23 protein-coding genes are annotated in these 20,341 nt (G+C 47.6%); 7 read left to right on the forward strand and 16 right to left on the reverse strand.

Annotated features, from left to right (window positions below):
• The first annotated feature begins 16 nt into the window (after positions 1–16).
• Positions 17–1,906 (forward strand): glycoside hydrolase family 13 protein, encoded by a 1,890-nt coding sequence (locus HCJ96_RS08540; RefSeq protein WP_169210620.1) that lies wholly within the window; start codon positions 17–19, stop codon positions 1,904–1,906.
• A 44-nt stretch (positions 1,907–1,950) separates the two neighbouring features.
• Here the strand turns inward: HCJ96_RS08540 and HCJ96_RS08545 are convergent, their stop codons facing one another.
• From HCJ96_RS08545 to argC, 11 genes are all read right to left on the reverse strand, one after another.
• Positions 1,951–2,460 carry an NAD/FAD-utilizing enzyme gene (locus HCJ96_RS08545; protein WP_169210621.1) on the reverse strand — a complete coding sequence of 170 codons (510 nt, stop codon included), beginning with the start codon at positions 2,458–2,460 and terminating at the stop codon, positions 1,951–1,953.
• A gap of 146 nt (positions 2,461–2,606) precedes the next feature.
• Positions 2,607–3,002, reverse strand: a complete 396-nt coding sequence (locus HCJ96_RS08550) for a VOC family protein (protein ID WP_169210622.1) — start codon at positions 3,000–3,002, stop codon at positions 2,607–2,609.
• Between the two features lie 57 nt (positions 3,003–3,059).
• Complete coding sequence (locus HCJ96_RS08555; RefSeq protein WP_169210623.1) at positions 3,060–3,500, reverse strand: nuclear transport factor 2 family protein; 441 nt, start codon at positions 3,498–3,500, stop codon at positions 3,060–3,062.
• A gap of 312 nt (positions 3,501–3,812) precedes the next feature.
• On the reverse strand, positions 3,813–4,403 hold the full coding sequence (locus tag HCJ96_RS08560) for a hypothetical protein (protein ID WP_169210624.1): 591 nt from the start codon (positions 4,401–4,403) through the stop codon (positions 3,813–3,815).
• A gap of 138 nt (positions 4,404–4,541) precedes the next feature.
• Positions 4,542–5,279: an alpha/beta hydrolase gene (locus HCJ96_RS08565; protein WP_169210625.1), complete on the reverse strand. Its 738-nt coding sequence runs from the start codon at positions 5,277–5,279 to the stop codon at positions 4,542–4,544.
• 216 nt (positions 5,280–5,495) lie between these two features.
• Positions 5,496–6,806 (reverse strand): amino-acid N-acetyltransferase, encoded by a 1,311-nt coding sequence (gene argA / locus HCJ96_RS08570; RefSeq protein ID WP_169210626.1) that lies wholly within the window; start codon positions 6,804–6,806, stop codon positions 5,496–5,498.
• 4 nt (positions 6,807–6,810) lie between these two features.
• Positions 6,811–8,196, reverse strand: coding sequence for an argininosuccinate lyase (argH, locus tag HCJ96_RS08575; protein WP_169210627.1), 1,386 nt, complete (start codon positions 8,194–8,196; stop codon positions 6,811–6,813).
• A 2-nt stretch (positions 8,197–8,198) separates the two neighbouring features.
• Positions 8,199–9,407 (reverse strand): argininosuccinate synthase, encoded by a 1,209-nt coding sequence (locus tag HCJ96_RS08580; RefSeq protein WP_169210628.1) that lies wholly within the window; start codon positions 9,405–9,407, stop codon positions 8,199–8,201.
• 17 nt (positions 9,408–9,424) lie between these two features.
• Complete coding sequence (locus tag HCJ96_RS08585) at positions 9,425–10,336, reverse strand: ornithine carbamoyltransferase (RefSeq protein WP_169210629.1); 912 nt, start codon at positions 10,334–10,336, stop codon at positions 9,425–9,427.
• A complete protein-coding gene (gene argB, locus HCJ96_RS08590) occupies positions 10,333–11,112 on the reverse strand; it encodes an acetylglutamate kinase (RefSeq protein ID WP_169210630.1) in 780 nt (259 codons plus the stop codon). The genes HCJ96_RS08585 and argB overlap by 4 nt, the downstream gene beginning before the upstream one ends.
• Complete coding sequence (argC, locus tag HCJ96_RS08595; protein WP_169210631.1) at positions 11,109–12,125, reverse strand: N-acetyl-gamma-glutamyl-phosphate reductase; 1,017 nt, start codon at positions 12,123–12,125, stop codon at positions 11,109–11,111. Before argC ends, argB begins: the two co-directional genes overlap by 4 nt.
• Positions 12,126–12,146: 21 nt before the next feature.
• On the opposite strand from argC, the gene HCJ96_RS08600 reads away from it, so the two are divergent.
• Positions 12,147–12,347, forward strand: a complete 201-nt coding sequence (locus tag HCJ96_RS08600; RefSeq protein ID WP_169210632.1) for a hypothetical protein — start codon at positions 12,147–12,149, stop codon at positions 12,345–12,347.
• Positions 12,348–12,597: 250 nt separating this feature from the next.
• Positions 12,598–13,020, forward strand: a complete 423-nt coding sequence (locus HCJ96_RS08605) for a methylglyoxal synthase (protein WP_169210633.1) — start codon at positions 12,598–12,600, stop codon at positions 13,018–13,020.
• On the opposite strand, the gene HCJ96_RS08610 is transcribed toward HCJ96_RS08605, so the two are convergent.
• Positions 13,015–13,764, reverse strand: coding sequence for a Spy/CpxP family protein refolding chaperone (locus HCJ96_RS08610; RefSeq protein ID WP_169210634.1), 750 nt, complete (start codon positions 13,762–13,764; stop codon positions 13,015–13,017). The genes HCJ96_RS08605 and HCJ96_RS08610 overlap by 6 nt on opposite strands.
• A 152-nt stretch (positions 13,765–13,916) precedes the next feature.
• Here HCJ96_RS08610 and HCJ96_RS08615 point away from each other — a divergent pair, with 152 nt between their 5' ends.
• From HCJ96_RS08615 to HCJ96_RS08630, 4 genes are all read left to right on the forward strand, one after another.
• Positions 13,917–14,657, forward strand: coding sequence for a response regulator transcription factor (locus HCJ96_RS08615; RefSeq protein ID WP_169210635.1), 741 nt, complete (start codon positions 13,917–13,919; stop codon positions 14,655–14,657).
• Positions 14,654–16,006 (forward strand): ATP-binding protein, encoded by a 1,353-nt coding sequence (locus tag HCJ96_RS08620; protein ID WP_169210636.1) that lies wholly within the window; start codon positions 14,654–14,656, stop codon positions 16,004–16,006. Before HCJ96_RS08615 ends, HCJ96_RS08620 begins: the two co-directional genes overlap by 4 nt.
• Positions 16,007–16,009: 3 nt before the next feature.
• Positions 16,010–16,999, forward strand: a complete 990-nt coding sequence (locus HCJ96_RS08625; RefSeq protein WP_169210637.1) for an alpha/beta fold hydrolase — start codon at positions 16,010–16,012, stop codon at positions 16,997–16,999.
• Between the two features lie 414 nt (positions 17,000–17,413).
• Positions 17,414–18,004: an exopolysaccharide biosynthesis protein gene (locus tag HCJ96_RS08630; protein WP_169210638.1), complete on the forward strand. Its 591-nt coding sequence runs from the start codon at positions 17,414–17,416 to the stop codon at positions 18,002–18,004.
• A 5-nt stretch (positions 18,005–18,009) separates the two neighbouring features.
• Here the strand turns inward: HCJ96_RS08630 and HCJ96_RS08635 are convergent, their stop codons facing one another.
• From HCJ96_RS08635 to grxC, 4 genes are read right to left on the reverse strand one after another with little or no spacing between them, the layout of a single operon-like run.
• Positions 18,010–18,474 carry a tRNA (cytidine(34)-2'-O)-methyltransferase gene (locus HCJ96_RS08635; protein WP_169210639.1) on the reverse strand — a complete coding sequence of 155 codons (465 nt, stop codon included), beginning with the start codon at positions 18,472–18,474 and terminating at the stop codon, positions 18,010–18,012.
• Positions 18,475–18,523: 49 nt separating this feature from the next.
• Positions 18,524–19,525, reverse strand: a complete 1,002-nt coding sequence (gene gpsA / locus HCJ96_RS08640; protein ID WP_169210640.1) for an NAD(P)H-dependent glycerol-3-phosphate dehydrogenase — start codon at positions 19,523–19,525, stop codon at positions 18,524–18,526.
• A gap of 5 nt (positions 19,526–19,530) precedes the next feature.
• On the reverse strand, positions 19,531–20,037 hold the full coding sequence (gene secB / locus HCJ96_RS08645; protein WP_169210641.1) for a protein-export chaperone SecB: 507 nt from the start codon (positions 20,035–20,037) through the stop codon (positions 19,531–19,533).
• Positions 20,038–20,074: 37 nt separating this feature from the next.
• Entirely contained in the window at positions 20,075–20,332 is a 258-nt protein-coding gene (grxC, locus tag HCJ96_RS08650; RefSeq protein ID WP_169210642.1) for a glutaredoxin 3, read from the reverse strand.
• Positions 20,333–20,341: the final 9 nt, after the last annotated feature.

Raw genomic sequence — 20,341 nt, forward strand, 5'->3', positions numbered from 1 at the left:
AGCACACGAAGTTTACATGAAATCAAAACTAAGAGTTTTTACTACCGCCTCGTTATTTATTATGTCAGCCAACACCGCACACGCCGCCTGTACGCAGAGCGAACAAACACTTCCGGTTCGCGAGTTACAACTTAATGCCGAGGGTGAATTTGTCCCGCAGTGGGCGAAAAAAGCGGTGTGGTATCAGATTTTTCCTGAGCGTTTTCGTAATGGTGACCCCAGCAATGACCCGACCAAAGCCAGTATTGAGGGCGCTGATCCCAATGAACCGGTGGCACACTGGGAACTGCATCCGTGGGGAAGCGACTGGTATGAGTTACAACAATACGAACAAGCCAACGGCGATAAAGAGTTGTGGAAACACCTGTTGCGCAGACGTTATGGCGGGGATTTACAGGGTATCATCGATAAGCTTGATTACATTGAAGAGATGGGCTTTAACGCTATTTACTTGAACCCGGTCTTCCAGGCACCGTCGCTACACAAATATGACAGTGCCAGTTTACATCATATTGATCCGCATTTTGGGCCGGACCCAGAAGGCGATAAAGCGTTAATGGCTAAAGAAAAGCCCTGGGATCCGAACACCTGGGTATGGACAAAAGCCGATAAACTGGCATTGGAGCTGATTGAAAAAGCCCACAAGAAGGGAATTAGAATTATCTTTGATGGCGTATTTAACCACATGGGTATCAACAGTTTCGCCTTTCAGGATGTACAACAAAAACAACAGGCTTCACCCTTTGCTGACTGGTTTACAGTAAATAGCTGGCGCGATGAAGATAAGGGAACGGCGTTTGACTATCAGGGATGGTTTGGAGTTAAGTCACTACCCGAATTTAAAGAAAGCACCCATGACCTGGCACCTGGGCCTAAAGACTATATTTTTGCCATTACTGAGCGTTGGATGAACCCAATGGATAAAGGGCGTGAATACGGTATTGATGGCTGGCGTCTTGACGTAGCATTTTGCGTCGGCCACGGGTTCTGGAAAGATTGGCGAGAGCACGTAAAAAGTCTCAATGACGAGGCTTACCTGACCGCTGAAATTGTGGATAGCCCGGAAAAAGTGAAACCTTATTTGCAGGGCGATGAATTTGACGGCGAAATGAACTACAATTTTGCTTTTACCGCCGCAGAGTTTTTATTCAACCCTGGCGACGCTGCAATTTCTGCCAGTGAATTCGATGCAAAGCTACGCGAAATGCGCGAGTTTTACCCCAAAGGCGTGGCTTACGCCACCCAGAACCTATTTGGTAGCCATGATTCCAACCGCATTGCCTCACATATCGTCAATCGTGGGGTAGGTAACTTCCGTGACTGGGGAAATTACTTCCAGCTATCGCAAGTAGGCAATAATCCTGATTACAGCCCGCGCAAACCCACCGCCGAAGAGCTGCACTTGCAAAAGCTGTTTGTCATTCTGCAAATGACCTACGTGGGTGCACCGATGGTTTATTACGGTGATGAAGTGGGAATGTGGGGCGCGAATGATCCAGACAACCGCAAGCCGATGATTTGGCCTGATATTGAGTATGCAGACGAAAGCGTGATGCCGGATGGCAGTAAACGGAAGGCCGACGAAGTTGCGGTAAATACGCAGTTGCAACTGCATTACAAAACGTTGATCGATATCCGCAAACGCTACCCGGCGCTGCAGACCGGAAGCTTTAAAACGTTACTGGTCAACGATGACAAACACCTGTACGGCTTTGAACGAGCCTTGAAAGATCATCAGACCGTGCGCGTGGTGATTAACAACAGTGAACAGCCACGAACGGTAAATCTGGCAGCTGATGAGCAGCAATGGCGCGATGTACTAAACCAGGACACAGTTGAACACACAAATGGCAAGGTCACCCTGACCCTGCCAGCTAAATGGGCAACCGTGCTGGTTACACAATAAAGTTGCTGGCCCGCATTGGCGGGCCAGCTTTTTTCAGCCTTTAATTATGGTGTGGCTGGAGTTTGCGAGTTGGTGACTTCGCGTAAGCGAGGGTGATGTGACATCACCTCAGCCAGTTTGGCTTCCTGTTCGTCTTTAGTATCGACGAAGAACACATGGTTGCCTTTATCGAGAAATGTTTGAAAACGCTTAAACTGCTGGTTGGGCACTTGCAGGCCAATCAGTCCGCCCTCCCAGATGCAAAAGCCTAATACCACCGCAGCACCAAATAAAAAGGGCAGCCAACCCACTGCAGAGTTATGCAGTTCAAGTAAATACACCACCGCCAGTAAAACCGCGGCTACCGCAACACCTATAAACGCACCTAACTCAGAAGAGTGCACCACATCTTTCTTTAAAAATGGCGTAATGGCATGTAAGTGATGGTTTTCAACATCCGCATCTTTGTCACTGAGCACATGTATCTGGCTACGTGAAACGCCTTGTTGTTCCAACTCTTTTTCTACCACCTCTAAATCGTCAAGGTCATCACTGATGTAGTAATGTCGTGACATAGTCACCTCCCGCTCGCACAATTATTAACAATTAGGTCGAACCTGAAACGGCGCAGGAATCTAGACTAAGTATAGAACAGTTGTTTAAAAAGTGAGCTAAAAGTGTCAGTTGGAAATATCTATGCAGCTTTTTTTATGTGAAATGATTAAGCATCTGGAGCGAATTCATAATTTAGTTCAACGACTTCGAAAAGGTTACCCTCAGGGTCCTTATACGACGCCACCAGGCCAAACCCTTCATCGTGGGGTGAGGTAACCTGCACCGCATTTAGCTGCGCTAAACGAGAAGCGATGTCGCTGAGCGAATTAACATTGTAAGCGATGGAAATGGACGCATTGCCCACTTCGGTCTTGCCGAGATTTTTAGACGGATGAATACCCAAGTGAATTTGCCCGATATCGACCCCATAATGAATATCCAGGCCACCATGATCTTCTTCTTCAAAGTTGACCGCAAACACATGACTGTAAAACGCCGCTAATTCCTTTGGGTTATTCGCAGCGATAATAACGCCACACAGTGATTTGATTTTCACTTTCATACACTCCGGTTAGATGAATCTTGGGATTATATTCTGGCAAAAAGCCAATTTGGAACGTTAATTAGCGTCTTTTAGACTGGTTGATTCCTGAGCGTGTACGATTTGCCATTGGTTCTCGCGCTTATACCAGACTTTGGTTACCACTTGCACCCTCTCGCCTTGCTTCCCAGTAGAATAGGTGGATACGGTATATCCTGCCTCAGCATTAAGTGCATTTGCTTTGTGATTAATCACTTTACGCGGTGGCATCCCTTTCCTCTGCGAAATGAGGTGACAAAGTTTAATCAGTTCCGGTTTTGTTTTGGTTGCCCCTTCAACGTGCCAGCTTACGTTGTCTGCAAGAAATATGGCCGCTTCATCACAGTTATTGCCAAAAGCGGCTTGCTCTGCCAGCAGAGACGTATGAATCTGCTTATCAACCGGGTTTTTTGCAGATGCGCTAAAAGCGCAGAAGCCAATAACGAATAATGCAATTACTTTAATATTTTGATGTCCCATTACTTTATCCTGAGCTGGTGAGAATGATGCTCATGTTTTAGCTATCCTGCGAACAGTGCGATCGCAAGCCAAAATCTCCACTAGTGAACTGCAGAGTGTTCTGGCAGAGCCGCTTAAACATTAAATAAAGATAGTTGTTAGTGGGGTGTATTCAAATATTAGCGTTGCCCAATTAACCCACTAGCAATGGCTATTAAACATTGCCAGTGAGTGAACCGGGATATTCATTTCTATTGCTTAAAAGAAAGACGGGCTGTCGGTTTACGATGGGGGTATAACCCACGCATAGCTCCGGTCTATTAATTTTTTAGCTTACTTTTTCGTGTACTCGATGAGTTCTTCTACATATTTATAGTCATTCTGCGTCTGCGTTAGTTTGATGAACGTTTTTAACTTTGGCGCATACACATGAACATCCTGAGTATCAGCCCGGTAACCTTGAGAATTAGATATCTCACCATCGTACTTAATCGTATAGGCCATAAAGGTTCCGGCCTCTACTGTTTCTTCCTGGTACGACAGGACTTCGGCGTGTTGACTGGTCATGCCTTGCGTCCCGTCTTCGCTGGTCCAGCTTTGCTCGAATTTCCACTTGTTACCCACTTCTAAAGGCCACTTATATCGAGGTGTGGTACTGGTGTCGGCTTGTACAACCCGACTTAAAGGAATAACGGCATGGGCCGTTTTCATCGCCAACGCGCCATTCTCAAGAATGATCTCTTTAGTATCATTGCCGTCGGCGCGTACTTCCCCTTTTGATGTGACACCTTTGTACTTCCACACCCACTTTTCACCTTCACTGTAGTCTTCCAAAACGGGTTGGTTTGCCACACCGGGTTCGGTCGCAAAAACCTGAAAACTGAGTGCGATAAGTGCCAATAAGGGTAGGGAGTAACGTCTCATGAAAATGTCCTTTTTTATCAATTTAATATTTTGAAGGCTGACTACTATTTGCAGGCAGTGCCATTGCGGCACTATCACGAAGCGCCTTAATGTTAATGTACCAGTGTGACACGCACTCTTTTAAAAGTTAAGTCATTGTTATTCATGTAAATAACAAGAATCATCAGTTACCCACCGATGAACAATCGCCTGGATATGGGATGCAAGTGAAGCAGGCCCGTAATCTGACATATCATTGTGTCTGGAGCGTGGAATTTCTAATATGCAGCTTCCGTATTCGGCCTGCTCTGACTTCGTAGGCAAAACACCCTCGTCTGCTTCAAAATCACTTGCTCGAATAGATAGAATGTCCACAGAATTCGATCGTGGAAGAGGAACCCGGCGATGATCTAAGGTAATCAGCTTTGTGACAAAGGGGGAGGATTCCAGAGCGAGCCAGGCAGAAATATCACCCCCATTCGAATGCCCTGCAAGGGTTAAATTATCGAAATTGAATTCCGGATATTTCTGACCAAGTTCCCGGCGAACGACCCTTAATGTATCTGCGCCTCGTTGCCAATTTTCTGCTCGTGCTTCAAATAAATTGCCCGAAACAGCTAGCGGAGGATCACCCGCCAACTCGTGGCCAATCGCTACCACCAAATAGCCCAGCTGTGAAAAGGTCTGCGCTAAAAATTGATACTTTGTGTGCGGCACACCATACCCGGCACTTAAAAATGCAACGGGGCACCTGGATGTTTCTGAACAAGTATACTTATCAGAAGGGAGTGACAGCTGAATGGGAATGAGGCGATTCCTCTCAGTATCCACAACACTTTCACTGGCAACAACAGCTACAGTAAAAAATAGAACGCAGGCGGCCAACACTCTTAACATGATTTTCCTTTTTTTGTTTTAATATGTTAGCGAGTAAGTACGCAGTGGGATGTTTGAAAAACATTACAGTGTATTATCTAATTCAAGCGCCTTTTGGAAACCGAAAAATAGTAGTCGCCAATTTGGCACTTCGTTAACTCAGTATGCCACGAGATTAATTTGTAAAAAGGATAAAATTCGCTTTCTTATTCGCGCCATTCGCATTCTTCAATCTATTTAAAGCGTTAACTTAAACACCTTGGAATTACGCTGAAAATTGTACAGTTCTTTCTTGCTTGCGGGCAGGGAGTCGATGTCGGCTTGCACGAACCCTTGTTCTAAAAACCAGTGGGCGGTGAGGGTGGTGAGCACGAACAGGTTCTGGAGCCCTAGTTCCAATGCCGAAGTTTTAATGGCGTCAAGCAGGCGTTCGCCGCGGTTTTTGCCACGGTATTCCTGATGGGTGGCGACGCAGGCAATTTCGCCACTGCGTTCTTCTGAAAACAAATACAATGCTGCACAGGCGATGATCATGCCGTCGCGGACAATCACAAAGAAATGTTCAATTTCCTGCTCCAAACGTTCTCTGGAGCGGGTCACCAATGCGCCGCTTTCTTCCAGCGGTTTGATTAAGGCCAGAATGCCGCCCACGTCATCGATGGTGGCTTTGCGTAATTGTTCGTAGTGGTGTTCAAGCACCAGCGAACCGCAGCCATCGCGGGTAAACAGTTCCTGTAACAGCGCACCGTCGATTTCGTAGCTGATGCAGTGGGCGCGCGGAATACCTGCGGCCACGCTACTGATAAGCGCATGCAATACGGTGGGTTCAGCATCTATCTGGTTGTCAGCGTAAAGCTGCTCAAGCTGGTGGCGTTCAATCGTGCGCAGCAATTTACCGCTTTGATTAAAAATGCCTTCGTGGCTGGAAAACGCGATGAGTTTATCTGCCTTTAATGCGATGGCAGCTTTTGTAGCCACATCTTCATGGGACAGGTTAAATACTTCGCCGGTAGTGGAATAGCCCATAGGGGAAAGCAGCACGATAGAGCCATCATTTAAGTGGTCGTTAATACCATGCACATCGATGCGTCTGACTTCACCGGTATGGTCAAAATCAACACCGTCGAGCACCCCCACCGGTTTGGCCACCACCAGATTGCCAGAGCACACCCGAATTTGCGCCCCGTGCATGGGCGAGTTGGGCAGGCCGGTGGTCAGTAGCGCCTCGATATGCGCACGTGCTGAGCCTGCAGCATCTTTCACACAGGCCAGCGTGGCGCTATCGGTTATGCGCTTGTCATGAGAAAAACGCGCTGGAATGTTGCGTAAGGCGATGCGCTCATCAATTTGCGGGCGCGCCCCATGCACCAGTACCAGCCGGACGCCCAGGCTATTAAGCAGCGCAATATCGTGAATGATGTGAGGAAAGTTGTCATGCTCCAGCGCTTCACCGCCAAACATCAGCACAAAAGTTTTGCCTCTGTGTGCATTGATGTAGGGAGCTGAGCTGCGAAACAGTGCAATACCATCCTGATGTGACAGTACCATTTGACTAGGCTTCCTCGCTGTCCATACGCTCCATCTCACGATAAAGGGCTTCGGTGACGGTGGTAAAGGCGGTGCCGCCCAGATTATTGCGCTTGTTAATGCCGTATTCCACTTCCAGCACCGTAAATACATCTTCATCAATGTCGGCGCAGAGGGCTTTGAGGGTGTTAAGCGGCAGGGCTTCGATGGGTTTATCTTCAGTAATCGCGGCCATTACGATCTGCCCCGAAATATCGTGCGCAGTACGAAATGGAATGCCTTTACCCACCAGATAATCAGCCAGCTCAGTGGCATTAGCATACCCCTTCATGGCGGCCTGACGGCAACGGTCTTCGTTGAGTTGGATTGACTGCAACACTTCGCTGGCGATACACAAGCAGCTGTGCCATTGATTAACCGTATCAATAGCGCCTTCTTTGTCTTCCTGCATATCTTTGTTGTAGGCCAGCGGCAAGCCTTTCATGGTAACCAGTAGCGCCTGCAAAGCGCCAAATACGCGCCCACATTTGCCACGCATTAATTCCAGTGCGTCAGGGTTTTTCTTTTGCGGCATTAATGACGAGCCCGAAGTCACGCTGTCACCCAGTTGAATAAAGCCGGCTTCGCCGGAGTTATAAAAGATCAGATCTTCGGCCATGCGGGATAGATGCATCATGCTGGTACTGGCGGTGAACAACAGCTCCAATACAAAGTCCCGATCGGAAACCGCATCCAGACTGTTAAGGGTAGGCGAGGCAAAACCCAGCTCACTGGCCAGCTTTGCGCGATCCACCGCATACGTGGTGCCTGCCAGCGCACCAGAGCCCAACGGACATTGATCCATTCTGGTCAATAAATCATCCAGACGACTGCTGTCGCGTTTAAACATCTCCACATAGGCTAAACACCAGTGACCAAATACAATCGGTTGTGCCCGCTGTAAATGGGTGTACCCCGGAAGTATTGCATGCTGATAGCGTGACGCTGTATTCAGCAGGGTACGTCTTAACTGCACTAAATCCTGTTTCAGTGACAGAACGTGCGTTTTGACCCACAATCTGAAATCGGTGGCCACCTGATCATTACGGCTGCGTCCGGTGTGCAGCTTTCTGCCCACATCGCCAAGCTGCTCAATCAGCGCCGCTTCAACAAAACTGTGAATATCTTCTTCCTGGCTGGCAGCGAAATTGAGCTCACCTGCTTGCGCTTTAGTCAGCATGTCGTTCAGCGCGTTATGCAATTGCTGGTGCTCTTGTTCGCTCAGCACACCCGCCTGACGCAACGCACCGGCCCAGGCTATTGACCCCTGAATATCTTGCGCAGCCATTGCCTGATCAAACGGCAACGAGTCGTTAACCTGTTTAAACATGCTGCTGGCATCTGCGGTAAACCGTCCTCCCCATAATGCCATAATTAACGCTCCTGCTTTTGCAGTGCTGCGATGCGCGAAGGTAAACTGTAAAGGCGAATAAACCCTTCAGCATGCTTTTGGTTGTAAACATCGTCTGCGCCAAACGTAGCGAAGTCTTCTGAATACAAGCTATTTGGTGATTGCCGCTGCACCACGGTGGCCTGGCCTTTGTAAAGTTTCACCACCACGTCACCGGTTATCTGCTGGGCGAAGACCGATGCGCCAGCCAGAATGGCATGACATAACGGGGTAAACCAGCGACCGTCGTAGACCAGGTGGGAAAACTCCAGTGCAAGCTGTTCACGGTGCTTCAGCGACATCTTGTCTAACACCATGGTCTCCAGCGCTTTGTACGCTTTAAGTAGTACTGTGCCCCCCGGCGTTTCATAGCAGCCACGGGATTTCATGCCAACCAGGCGGTTTTCAACGATATCGCTGCGGCCCACACCATGCTGGGCTGCCACCTGATTAAGCTGAGTTAACGCCTGATAGGGGCTTAGTAAAGTGTCATCTACTTTGACTAACTTACCTTGCTCGAATGACAGGGTAACGGTTTGTGCCTTATCCGGTGCCTGCTCCGGTGAACAGGTGAGCGTCCACACCTGATCTGAAGGAGCTTGCCAGGGATCTTCCAGCTCGCCGCCCTCGTGTGAAATATGCCAGGCGTTGGCATCCCGACTGTATATCTTTGTCGCAGAAGCCGTGGTGGGGATGTTGCGGGTGGCCAGGTAATCAAGTAAGTCTTCTCTGGATACCATATCCCATTCACGCCAGGGTGCAATGACCTGTAAGTCAGGGGCAAGGGCGGCAAACGCGCTTTCAAAACGCACCTGATCATTACCTTTCCCTGTGCAACCATGACACAACGCATCCGCGCCAACTTTACGCGCGATGGCGACCTGGGCTTTGGCTATTACCGGACGCGCCATTGAGGTGCCCAGCAGGTATTCGCCCTCATATACAGCGCCAGTCATCACGGTGGGATAAATATACTCGGCGACAAATTCTTCTTTCAAATCCACAATGTGACAGTCGCTGGCACCTGAGGCCAATGCTTTTTCGTACAGTCCTTCCAGCTCTTCATCGCCCTGACCCACATCGGCCGCAAACGCAATCACTTCACAGTCGTAGTTTTCTTTTAACCACGGGATAATGGCAGAGGTGTCTAAGCCCCCAGAATACGCCAGTACCACTTTATTAATATTTTTCATAACCGAGTCCTGTTAATTTACCCTGCTAAAAGGTGGGTCAAAATGGCATTTTGGCCGTGCATGCGGTTTTCTGCCTGTTGCATTAATAACGATGCTTCACTGTCAATTAATCTGTTGGTAATTTCAAGCTCGCGATGAGCAGGTTGGCAGTGCATCACAAAGCGCGCGCCACTGTTGGCAAACAAAGTTTCGTTGACCTGATAGGGCATAAACTTTTCTTTTATGGCAGCCAGCGGTGTTTTGTCTCCCATCGACAACCAGGTATCAGTGTAGAGTACGTCGACCCCTTTTATCGCCTCAATAGCATGAGATTTTTCAATTCGTGCGCCTGTTTGTTTGGCAATATCTTGCGCCAGCGCGAAAATCGCTGTGTCTGCTTCGTGCCCTTGCGGGGTGACACTGATGACATTGCAGCCAAGCAGGGCGCCGACAATCAGGAGTGAATGAGTGACATTATTCCCGTCGCCTACGTAGGCCAGGGTGCGCCCCTTAACCTCGCCAAACTGTTCATACAACGTAAGATAATCAGCCAGCGCCTGACAGGGATGAAACTTATCGCATAATGCATTAACTACCGGTACCTTCGCTGCCGCAGCCATTGTGGTCAGCGTGTTGTGGGCAAATACCCGGGCGATAATGGCGTCCGCCCAACAGGCTAGGTTAGCCGCGGTGTCGCGTATGTCTTCGCGCCCCACCAGGCTATTGGCCTGCGCGTCCAGATAAACCAGATGTCCACCCAATTTATGAATGCCGATTTCAAAACTTACGCGGGTTCGCAGCGAAGGTTTCTCAAACAAGGCCACAATCGAGCGACCGCCTAATACGTTGGAATAATCTGCCGGATGCTGTTTTAGGGAGACAGCCAGTTCAAGCAGGGTTTGCATTTGTGTGGGCGTCCAATCGCTGAACGTTAATAAATCGTGTTTCATGCGTGTTCCAATCGTGATGATGAGATAATCTGCGTGCCGCAATGCGCTGCGAGAATATCGCTTAGCCGGTCATTCCAACTGGCGATAGCGACCGGTTGAGCCAGTGTGTTTGCCGCCTGAAACGCGGCATCGACTTTGACCTGCATACCGCCGCCAATAACACCCTTTTGCTGTAGTTCCTGACTGTGATTAGCATCAAGTTGTTTAATCAGCACATCATCGTGCCCCAGCACACCAGCCACATCAGATAACATAATTAGCTGCGCATTGAGCAGTTTGGCGATGGCGGTGGCTGCATGGTCAGCATTGACATTTAATAACTGACCCGCGTGATCACAGCCAATAGAGCTGACAACCGGCAAAAAACGGTTGGTCATTAAGACTTCAAACAAACTGCTCTGATTGGCTTGAGGCACGCCCACGGCACCGTAGTCGGCATCAAGCTGAGTACAGCTAATGATATTACCGTCAATAAGCGATAGTCCCACAGGGGCCAGCCCTGCAGTATGAGCCTGCGCACAAAGCACTTTATTTGCGGTACCAGCTAGCGTACCCGCAATAATGGGCATGTGCTCAACCGGGGTGACCCTTAAACCGTTTTTCTTTTCGCTGGTTAAACCCAATTGCGTTAACAGTTTTTCGGTGAGCGTGCCGCCGCCATGCACCAGAACAATTTGCGCCTGAGATTGCAGCTGTTTGATTTGCGCAAACAGTGAGGTGATGGTGCTTGGCTGGTCGAGCAATGCACCACCCACTTTTATTACCACACGTTTCATGGCAGTAACCCCTGTGTAGGGGGCAGATTAAAAGCCAGGTTTGCACACTGCATTGCCTGGGAAGCCGCGCCCTTAAGTAAGTTGTCTATAGCACAACCGATAACCACATAATGACTTTGTTCATCCACCTGCCAGTGCACGTCCACAAACGGTGTGTTGACCACATCATCTACCTTTGGAAAGGCGGAAGTTAAACGCACCAGTGGCTGGTGGTGGTAGTGCTGAATAAATGCCTGCTCAACATCATTGGCGGTCACACCGGGTTTCACCTTAGCGGTAATAGTGGCAAGAATACCCCGTTTAAAATTACCCAGATGCGGGGTGAAGATGACTTGCTGGTCAAGATAGCTTTCGATTTCAGGTGTATGCCGGTGTGATAATACACCGTAGGCCTGTAAGCTCACTTCACAAAAACTGGTGGTCAGGCTGGCTTTGCGTCCTGCACCGGTGACGCCGGATACGGCATTGATCACCGGACGAAATGTTGTGTCCAGCAGCCCTGTACGCTGTAAGGGTAAAAGCCCGGTGAGTGACGCGGTGGGGTAGCAACCGGGCACGGCGACCAGTGACGCGTTAGCGATATCATCGGCAAACCACTCTGCCAGTCCATACACCGCTTGTTGTTGAATTGACGCATGCTGGTTGGCAAATCCATAGAATGCGGCGAAGGTATCAAGGTCTGGCAACCTGAATGCGCCTGAGAGATCAAATATTTTTGCGCGCTTGTTAATCAGCTGCGGCATTACATCGTGACTGAACTCATGGGGCGTGCATAAAAATACCGCATCCACTGATTCGGCCACCTTCGCACATTCGTTTAAGACGAGTGGGGTGAGAGGCCGCGCAGCCAGATGGGCATATTGCCCGCTTACCGCTGAAAAAAGTTTGTGTGCATCTGCACTGTCAGCTGAGACATATAAATCAGCAATCTGCATGGCAGGATGCTGATGAACTAATGCAGTAAGCTGTGCTCCGGCATAGCCGCTGGCACCAATTATCGATACTTTGAACATGATGATTTAAAAGTTGAATAAATGAAAAATTCACTTTTTACCTTTGCTTCCGAGAGTGTTGACGTGCAGGCCCCGAGTACGCCAGCAAAGGTAAAAAGAGTGCTACATGAAACTAAACTGCACCTAACGGTTATCTTCGTCGGGCAACAGCGCGTTGGTAGCAAGTCATGGGAGAAATATCGAAACGCAATAATGCTACGACATTATGACGAGCAAAAATGATACTCAAAACGCAATTCTCCTGGTTGGGTTAATCAACAACAAGTGTTACACCCTGATAATACTTGTTATGAATCATTATGCAATAAAAATGTATAATTATTTTACATAGACGAGGATTCTACCATAATAATTCAGCCTTAAATGCTACATGTCACGCTTTACAACTTCGGCATAACTACCTATCAATAGCTATTGCTGGGGTGAAAGATTTACGGTATTAATCAAACTGAACAGATAATGAGGAATTAGCATGCAGGAATACACCATTGCGCTGGTCGCACATGATCACAAGAAATCTGAGCTTATTCAGTGGATCAATACGCACATCGATGTGATGAAAAAATGTAAAATTGTGGCCACCGGTACCACGGGTAAGCTGATCGCGACTGAAACCGGTCTTGAGGTTAAACGTTATCAAAGCGGACCTTTAGGCGGCGATCAGCAGATTGGTGCTCTCATCGCTGAAGGGGGGTTAACCGCGTTGTTCTTTTTCTGGGATCCCCTCAATCCGGCGCCTCACGATCCTGATGTGAAAGCGCTACTGCGATTGTGCTCCGTGTGGAACGTCCCAGTAGCGTGTAATGCGGCGAGTGCGGATCTAATGGTCACTTCACCCTTATTTCTATCGTCAGATTATCACCCTGTTAAACCTAAGTACGAACGATCACTATAGTCGACGAGACTCCTCTCTTTTTTTGTCGTTACGAGAAAAGAGTGCGGTGCGTTGCTCGTCGGACAGTATTGCTAAAAGCTGGTGACGATGTTTTGCATTTTGCAAAGCAACGTCTAGTTTCACATCCTGATACTTTGTTTCCAACGCCAACCATTGATTGTCATCAAACACTGTCTGCTGAATAATATCTCTGCGTTGCTGGTAGTAGTCTTCCATCTGTGAACTCATTACTTTTCGATGTTGATCATGCTCATCTCGCATTGCAGAAATCTGTTCTCGCTGGCCTGGATCTAAGTTCAATGTATCCAACGTACGCTCTATCTTCTTCGTGCGCCAAAAGTGCATTTTTGCTTTTCGTTTGTTTTGTAATTGAACGAACTTCAACTGTTGTGCGTCGGTGAATACGTGAAAAATAGCATGTTGCAACTGGGCATGTTCAAGGTGTTGGTGGGCCTTGTCCGGGTTACGCTGTAGAAAATGGGATGTAAATGCTTCTTCATCAAAAGGCTGCTGTAAGGAAGGCATCTTACTAGGTCGGCTTTCACGCGTCACAGGGGGATGGGCTTGCCGAAAGGAGGCAGTGAGTTCTTTAATGGTGTTCTTCTGGTCGTCAGATAAATTCAACTTTTGGTAAACTCTGAATGATTTATCTTCACTAACCATTTTTCCACCGTGAGCAAAAACCTCTATTGCTGTGCCGCTTAATGCAGTTGTGAATAATGTGACTAAAATAAGTTTTTTCATAACGGTATTCCTGTGGTAACCATAAGTAAGCAAACTCAGTTTAATCTGCCTAATTGCAAAGTTGGGTGAGGAAAGTGTAAAGCTTGTGTAAAGATTAAAACGCGATCTATTTTGAGCCTACAATAGCTCAAACGTCTGTTCATGGAGCGGTTATGACACCACGACAATCGTCTGGCAATGGTAGTAACAAACATTTCTCACGCCATTATTCTATTTTGATAGTCGATGATGATGAAGAGTTAACAGAAATGTTGCACAGTTATCTGGAAGCAGAAAATTTTGTGATAACAGTCGCTAATGAGAGTGTTGCGGGATTGGCTTTGGCAACGTCAAACGCAAATTTCGATTTGATTTTGCTTGATGTAATGATGCCCTATTTAACGGGCTTTGAGTTTTTAAAACAGTTGCGACTTTCAAATACTATCCCGGTTATTATGCTCACTGCGCGGGGAGATGATTATGACCGAATTTTAGGGCTCGAATTGGGCGCTGATGACTATCTGCCAAAACCCTTTAACCATCGCGAATTACTCGCACGAATAAACGCTATTTTTCGTCGTCAGGAAATTGCTGTTACACCCATAAAATCTCAGGAGATTCAGGTTAATGGAGTCATTCTACACAGCGGTAGGCAAACGGTTGAATGTAATGAACAACTTGTCACGTTAACGAGTACGGAATTTTCAATTTTACACGTGTTGATGGAAAACGCAGGCGAACTGATCACAAAGGAGTTGATTAGCGAAAAAGTGTTAGGGCGCAAGTTGATGGCGTATGATCGGAGCATTGATATGCACGTGAGTAACTTACGTAAAAAACTGGCAGCTTGTGACAACAGCGATAAAATCAAAACTGTGAGGGGAGCAGGTTACCTATTGCGAACTCACTCATGATTTTTAATCGCATTAATCCATTACAACGTTTAGTGGGCAGATTATTCCTATTTTTCTGGCTGACGCTGACTCTCGCCGCGGTTATCGCCCTATTTGTCGGTCGGGCAGCTCAACCTGAGCCTGAATTTGGCAGTCCTACTGAAGAAGAAATTGCCCAACTCAATGTGCTAGCTGTTCGACTAACTGAACGTCCACTCCGGCCGGTCCCGTTACAAGACCGTATTGACGTGTTAAGTCGAGAAACGCAAATCTCAATTTGGTTATTTGATGTTGAGAAAAATCGCGTCATCACTCCCCCTGGGCCTGCACGCAGAAGTGCAAAGGTGGAAGAGATACGTCGCCTTTCTGGACAGCTTACGCCAATTTCATACACCACCGCTCGACATCGTCTGATTGGTCCTCTTACACTTACTCATCGCCAGCGTACGCTAAAGTTATTTGTCAGTAAGCCCACTTTAGGACAGCGTATACGGCCCTTTTTCTGGCTCATACCACTGGTTTTGTTTATTAGTATGGGTGTGTCCTATATCTTTGCTCGTTCGCTAGCGCGTCCTATTGAGCTACTGCGTGCCGGAACTAAAACGCTGGCAAGAGGCAACTGGTCAGCCAGAGTTGATGTAGGCACTAGGAGGGATGAAATAGCAGAATTAGCCAGTGATTTTAATCAAATGGCAGAGCAGCTGGCTCGACTTTGGTCATCACAACAACGCTTACTTGCTGATATTTCCCACGAATTGCGTTCACCTTTAACTCGCTTACAAATGGCTTTAGGGCTGATTCAGCAGCAAAAAATGGATCATCCTGCTGTTAGTCGAATTGAAAAAGAAGTCCAGCGTATGGAATTATTGATAAGCCAATTGCTTATGTTAACGAAAACAGAAACCCATTCAGCCAGTAAACAAACTCTTATATTATCCAGCATATTGTCACCCGTTTTTAGCGATGCTGAATTTGAAGCGGCGGCACAGGGAAAACGATGTAATTTTTCTGCTGTGCCAGAAATATGGGTGACCGTTAACCTTGAATTGATCCAGCGAGCCGTCGAAAACGTGCTGCGCAATGCCATAAAATATTGTCACTCTACGATTTCAGTGCTCGTCGAATGCACTGAGAGTAGCTGGTCAGTTTCTATTTCGGACGACGGACCTGGGCTTGTACCAGCCGAATGCGAGCAGATTTTCGCTCCTTTTTACCGGGTTTCAACGAGTCGTGAAAGATCTTCCGGGGGCACGGGCTTAGGCTTAGCAATTGCAAAAACTGCTGTAGAGCTTCATCATGGAACTATTCAAGCCACAACACATCAGCCCAATGGGCTGAAGGTAACTATTGCAGTACCGCTCGAAGGATAAGAAATGAGTTGGACATTGACATCCGAAAATCATCTCGGGGAAACCTATGCGAACCACATTAACCCGTTTTGGAAGGAGGCGGTGGAAACCGGTGAATTTAAAGGAAAACATGACGTCAGCGTACACTATGCCTGGTGTCAGCCACCAAAGACTCATACCCACGTGGTGATCAGTTCAGGGCGGATAGAGTCGTTATTAAAGTACAAAGAACTGATGTACGATTTTTATAATAACGGTTTTGCCGTCTATATCCTTGACCACAGAGGGCAGGGTTTATCCGGCAGGATGACCTCGGATCCCCAGCACGGCTACGTGGCAGATTTTGACGATTATGTCGATGACCTGCTTTACTTTTGTGATGTTATCGTTGCCGATAAGACTACTGAACCGCTTCACCTGCTGTGTCATTCCATGGGGGGCGCCATCGGCACGCTGGCCTTGTTAAAAGCACCCAACCGCTTTGCTTCAGCGGTGCTATGCTCACCCATGTTTGGCGTTCGTCCGGCATTGCCTGGCTGGTTGGCAAAATGCCTGATTTATTTAAGTCTGAAACTCCAAAAAATCGGTCAGCGTGAAAGTGGTTATTTTTTTGGACAAACCCCCTATTTGGCTTATCCCTATGCCATCAATACGCTTACCCACAGCGAAAGTCGCTATCGGTTATTCCGCGATCTGTACGATGATTTTCGCGAAATTCAGTTAGGGGGCGTTACGACTCACTGGCTGCGTGCAGCAATAGAGGCCATGAATGAAATAGAACGGCGTGCTCACGAAGTCAAAACGCCAATATTACTGTTCAGTGCGAGTGGCGATAAGATCATTGATAACCGTCGCCAACTTGCCGTCGCACGTCAGTTTGCGCACGCTGATGTGAGAAAAATAGCTGATGCGTACCACGAATTATTCGCTGAAGCGGATGAGTTTCGTGTGCCTGTTTTGCAACAAATCATGTCGTTTTTACAGAAGCAGGGGGCGAACCGAAAATCTGTTTAATTTAATTTCGTCCTTCCATCGCAATGAACTCCGCGGGGTCAGCGTGTCTTTGTTCAGCAGATGCGACTGAGGCATAAATCCTGCAGCACCTGTTCAGGTATTTTTTAAGTAAGTTTTATTGCTTCATCAGACAGATAGCCATATTAAGTACATGGCAGTTTTGGTGTGGCAATTTAAAAAGGATGCAGCATGGACAGTCGCAATGAGAATTATCGTAACAGTTTTGCAGTTGTAACGAGACCTTCTTTAAATGACGTTTACGGTTTTTCGCGCAACCCAGTCAGTGGCGAGTTTATCGACACTGTACAGTTAGCTGATTGTGAAGATTGTTTTGAGACAATTTTACACCATAACCGGATAGTTCGACGGATGTTGCCAGGCTAAGCGATTCACAATCGGTATCAGGAGACAGGCATGGTTGGTACGCTTAATCTAACAGGCGTGATGGACGAATTATTGGATAGTGCGTCCGATAACAAACCGTCCATTAAGGATATGGTTGAAGCGTTTGAAAATCGTGGATACGGCCCTTTGCTCCTGGTGCCATCACTGCTTGCGATACTACCGACAGGTGCCATACCGGGTATACCCTCCGCCTGCGGTATCACTATTTTTCTTATTACCATTCAGCTGGTAATTGGCAAAGATCACCCCTGGCTTCCGGCGAAGCTCAAAAATATTGAGTTTGAACGAGAGACTTTAAAAAAAGGGGTGGAGAAGGTTAAGCCTTACACGCAGAAAATTGACAAAATTTTCAAACCCCGTCTGGAATTTTTTATCCACCCCGTTGCGAAGCGATTTATCGCCCTTATTTGCGGCCTTACGGCACTGCTTTTTATCCCGCTCGAACTGCTACCTTTCGCTGCAGCATTGCCTGCTTCTGCGGTGGGCTTTATGGGGATTGGTCTAAGTACCAAAGATGGGGTGATGACGTCTATTGGGCTAACCCTGGCACTTGTCAGCCTGTGGCTGGTATTAACTCAACTACCCATGCCGGGCAATTAATCGGTTTACTGACAGCCACCGAAACTTTGCTGTCGCCACGCTTCATAAGTGACAATTGCCACCGTGTTCGACAGGTTCAAACTACGCGCATTCGGCTGCATGGGCACGCGAATGCGATAATCGCTGCTGAGACTGTTTAAAATTGTATCTGGCAAACCAGCGGTCTCAGAACCAAATAACAATACATCCCCTGCCTCATATGCCGGAGCAGTGTAACAACGGCTGCCCTTAGTGGTTAGCGCAAATATACGATGACCAGCGAACGTGGTTAAAAAGGTATTGTAACTGGGGTGAACTGTTACGTTGGCTAAATCACGATAATCCAGTGAAGCACGTCTAAGTTTTTTTTCATCTAACTCGAAACCTAGCGGTTCGATTAGGTGAAGATGACAGCCGTTATTACTTGCCAGACGAATAATATTACCGGTGTTTTGCGGCATTTTGGGTTCGTGCAAAGCGATGTGAAACATAATGTGAGCCTGGAATAATTGCCAGAGCATGCCTCTGGCGAGTTACGTTTTACTCTTGTTTGAGTTCACGACCAAGCAGTGCCAACGCGGCATCCTTGGGCGCTTTGCCTTCATATAAAACAGCGTAAATTTGCTCACAAATTGGCATTTCCACGCCTAGGCGCTTAGACAGAATGCGGACTTCCTCGGTATTACGGTAGCCTTCTACCACCTGGCCAATCTCCTGTTGAGCCTGATCAACAGATTTACCTGAGCCCAATGCCAGACCAAACCGTCTGTTACGTGATTGATTGTCAGTGCAGGTAAGCACCAGATCACCGAGGCCCGCCATACCCATAAACGTTTCAGGTTTCGCGCCTATCTTTGTACCTAAACGGCACAATTCAGCCAGACCACGCGTGATCAATGCGGTCCGCGCATTAGCGCCAAAGCCGAGACCGTCTGCCAACCCTGCACCTATCGCGATGACGTTTTTAACCGCACCACCAAGCTGCACGCCGATGAAATCGGGATTTTTATAAACACGAAATGATTTAGCACAGTGCAACTTTGCTGCAAATACATCAACCAGGTTTTCATCCGTTGATGATAGTGAAATGGCAGTAGGTAGGCCGGCGGCCATTTCTTTTGCAAACGTTGGCCCGGAAAGTACCGCAAGAGGATAGTGATCGCCCAGTATTTCCAGCGCCACTTCTCGTAACAACCTGCCAGTGCCTGGTTCAAGACCTTTGGTGGCCCAGATAACACTTTGCTCTGGTTGTAAAAATGGCTTAATCGCTTTTAGCATGCCGCTAAATGCGTGGCTTGGTACTACGACCAGCACAAACTTACTTTGCTTAACCGCAGTGGCCAGATCGGCTTCAATCTGTAAAGTATCCGGCAGCCTGAACCCGGGTAGGTAGCGCCGGTTTTCGCGGGTTACCGCCATGTCTGCCATATGCTCTTTATCCCGCCCCCAGAGCACAGTAGACGTGCTATTGCGGGCCAGACAAAAGGCAAGGGCGGTGCCATAAGAGCCCGCCCCTAAAACCGTTACTGAACTGTTACTCATGCGATTTACGCGTCGAGTTTCTGCGCGGGTTGTTCGCCCTGAGCTTGCTGAGCACGTTTTTGCATATATGCAGCAAAGATCGCATCAAAATTAACGGGGGCAAGGTTTAATGGTGGGAACGTGCCGCGGTTAACCATATTTGATACTGCCTCACGCGCGTAAGGGAACAACAGATTTGGACAGAATGAACCCAGTGTATGTGCTTTATTTTGGTCAGGCATATCGATAATCGTAAACAAACCAGCTTGCTGTACTTCGCAAAGAAACGCGGTTTCCTCACCGATAGTTGCCGTTACCGTCACTGAAAGCACTACTTCAAATAACGTGTCGTTAACCTTGTCGGTTTTGGTATCAATGTCCAGTTTGATTTCAGGTTTCCATTCTTTGTTAAACATTGCCACTGGATTTGGAGATTCAAACGAAATGTCTTTTACATAGATTCGTTGAACTTGGAACTGCGCGTTTGGAGCTTGTTTTTCGTCTGCGCCTGCTGCTTGATTTTCTTCAGCCATGATACTTCCTATATGTGTTGTTGCCTGCATAGTTGCCTTATACAGCGAGCAAGGCATCCAGTTTATTTTGCATATCAAGAGCAACTAAATCGTCACATCCGCCAATATGCTGCTCGTTAATAAATATCTGAGGTACTGTCCATCCACCCTGAGCGCGGGTAATCATTTCATCCCGCAATTCAGGTTGTACGTCAATGGCGTACTCTTTAAATTCTACGCCTTTCTCTGCGAATAATGCTTTGGCGCGATGACAGTACGGGCAATAGCCCTTGGTATAAATTTCTATATTGGCCATTCAAGCCTC

Origin of the sequence: Alteromonas ponticola, from assembly GCF_012911815.1 — a bacterium.
In the GTDB taxonomy this organism is placed as follows: Bacteria; Pseudomonadota; Gammaproteobacteria; order Enterobacterales; family Alteromonadaceae; genus Alteromonas; species Alteromonas ponticola.